This window comes from Pseudoalteromonas denitrificans DSM 6059 (assembly GCF_900112265.1).
In the GTDB taxonomy this organism is placed as follows: Bacteria; Pseudomonadota; Gammaproteobacteria; order Enterobacterales; family Alteromonadaceae; genus Pseudoalteromonas; species Pseudoalteromonas denitrificans.
In genome coordinates, this window is the sequence record NZ_FOLO01000113.1 from 1 (window position 1) to 2,365 (window position 2,365).

Below are 2,365 nucleotides of genomic sequence, written 5' to 3' on the forward strand. Positions count from 1 at the left end.
TATGATAAATTAAAGTTACAGTTTGAAAGTATGCTAGCACTGGCGTGTGCAATGATTTGGCTGCCAATGTGAAAGATCAACAGCCCCTAGTTAGCTAAGAAAATAAACTTGCCTACTTACTTTTATTTTATACAAAGCATTTCAACACCATTTATTATGCACATCTTAGAGCCAGAGATTTTCTTAAAGCTATCTCCAACTTTAATTTGTCCCGGTTTCAATCTTACTCTGTTATCTTGAAAGTTAACTATCGAATCCTTATTTTTGATAACAAACATTGGCATTTGATGATTGCTGGTTTTCCAATAAATCTTACTTATCACCCCTTCAGCTGAAAAATAAACAGGTAAAAGGTAGTCAATAAACATAAGGACACCGGCCAAAAGAACCCCAACTATAACCATCGTTGATGATTTATATTTTTTTATTAAAAGCTTTTCTAATTTTGACATGTACATGAGTCGCTATTCCCCCCTGTACTATCTAATAATTTATAATAGTTTCTTTGATATCCTGGTAGAGATGATTTACCAGTCCCCATTCCAATTGCTAAGCCGTACCAATTACCATCCCAATAGATAGTACCATCATATTTACCCAATGGAATTGTAACCTCATTAAACCAGCCCTCCCAAGTACTAGCGCCTCCATTTCCATCCCCAAAGTAAAGTCCCAAATTAATATCAGCTGAAAGCCCATTATTCAAACCTCCTACAAGACCATTTACCCAATAAGTTCCTGTACTTACATCACTAAATGCTTGGTAGTTTACCCCTTCATTTATACCAAAAATAGTGGCTCTTGTAGCATTACCAGTAAAACCAATAGAAAATGGAATTCCATTACATTTTAAACCATCCTTAACCCATTGAGGCTGACCCCATGATGGATTATCCCAATTTGCCAATCCATAAGGATCGTAACCAGTTACTGGATTTCCACCCACATACCCATAAGTATTTATCCCACCCGCTAAACCAATGGGATCAGACTGAATGTATCTCCCAAATTCAGGATTGTAATCCCTAAAGTAATTATAAACTATCACTAATTAAACGATTGTAACTAGCTAAAGTTGAATCAAAAAGTCGTTGATTCGTTTAAACTCATCCTTAGACTGTAATTAGCTAAAAGCATCCAAAACAACTTTCGCTAAACGCGAATATTTTCAATCACAATAGCTAACATACTACAAGTTTCTTAAACAGCTCCATAGATTTGGTGTTTTGACAGTCCGCCAATAATTTTAATAATCCCAGAATAGATTTCCTACTTTTCTCTGGTAATTGATCAAAGCGGTGAGTATCAAGCATAGATGTAATCAAATCATTAATTGAACCTTGAGCACGTTCTTCTATACGAGACAATTTATGTTTAGACATATATTGATAAATCCAAGTGATGCCCTCCACAGATAAGACTTTGCCACTAGTTGTATTTAAAAAGTATGCAAAGTGATCAATTTGATAGCTTGTTAACTTGTTCTCAGCATAGTAGCAAAATTCTTGCTGCATACTTGTTATTATATCGCTGTGATCATGCTTCCACACTAACTCGGCAGTAAAAGAGTCTAAGCCCAAAATTGCTTCCCAGACCTTTTCAGATTTATGCCAATGAGAGCCTTCTGAAGACCAAACTTCGGAGCTTTTAGCAAAAGCGATCATATCCCTCCAGGTTTCCAAGAATAGCTCTTGATTTGCATCAACTTTTAAAAGTTGATCAAACCACTTGTGCATAAAGTCAGTAATCCAGTATTCAGCAGCGGCTCCTACACTAAGAATTGGCTCCCATAACTTTCGGGCTGCTTCTTTTGAGCAATGTAACAAAGTGCTTGTTATTTTGTCGATAATCCAGTTGTCAATTTTGTATGGTGTACCATTAACTTCTCCTTTTTCATCTAATTCACAAATTAGACGTTCCCATAAAACAAGCGACAATTGATGATATATGCTGTACCAGTCACCTCTTTCTTCATCAGTAGTTGCTTCATTAAGTGCTGGTAACCATGAATAACCATACATAACAACATGACAATCCATTTTTCTATAAGTTTGCGGGAACTGTCTTTTAAGTGTTTTACCTTCATTATATTGGCCGTACAGGGTTTCTAAGTTTGACCATTCTGGTAGATTATTTGGTAACTTTCTATCAATAAACTTATTAGCTAATTGCTCTGCTTTTTTGAATAACTGCTCAGCAGTAAGAGACTCAGTTCCCCATACATTATCATTCGTAGCTATCCTTATTCTAAGCCTTAGCGCTGCCCAAAAGTTAACTAACCTGAGATCTGGTTAAGCATCGCCATTTATTAGTCTGGCATCATACCAAATACATCTGCTGATAGTTTTATACACGGCTTCTGTTT

3 protein-coding genes are annotated in these 2,365 nt (G+C 36.0%); all 3 read right to left on the bottom strand.

What is annotated here, in order from left to right; all coding sequences use genetic code 11:
• Positions 1 to 122: 122 nt before the first annotated feature.
• The gene (locus BM088_RS26800; RefSeq protein WP_091991984.1) at positions 123 to 452 is read right to left on the bottom strand and encodes a hypothetical protein; all 330 of its coding nucleotides are present in this window, start codon (positions 450 to 452) and stop codon (positions 123 to 125) included.
• On the bottom strand, positions 440 to 1,048 hold the full coding sequence (locus tag BM088_RS26805) for an RHS repeat-associated core domain-containing protein (protein ID WP_091991986.1): 609 nt from the start codon (positions 1,046 to 1,048) through the stop codon (positions 440 to 442). The genes BM088_RS26800 and BM088_RS26805 overlap by 13 nt, the downstream gene beginning before the upstream one ends.
• 133 nt (positions 1,049 to 1,181) lie before the next feature.
• Positions 1,182 to 2,021 (bottom strand): hypothetical protein, encoded by an 840-nt coding sequence (locus tag BM088_RS26810; protein ID WP_091991988.1) that lies wholly within the window; start codon positions 2,019 to 2,021, stop codon positions 1,182 to 1,184.
• Positions 2,022 to 2,365 lie beyond the last annotated feature (344 nt).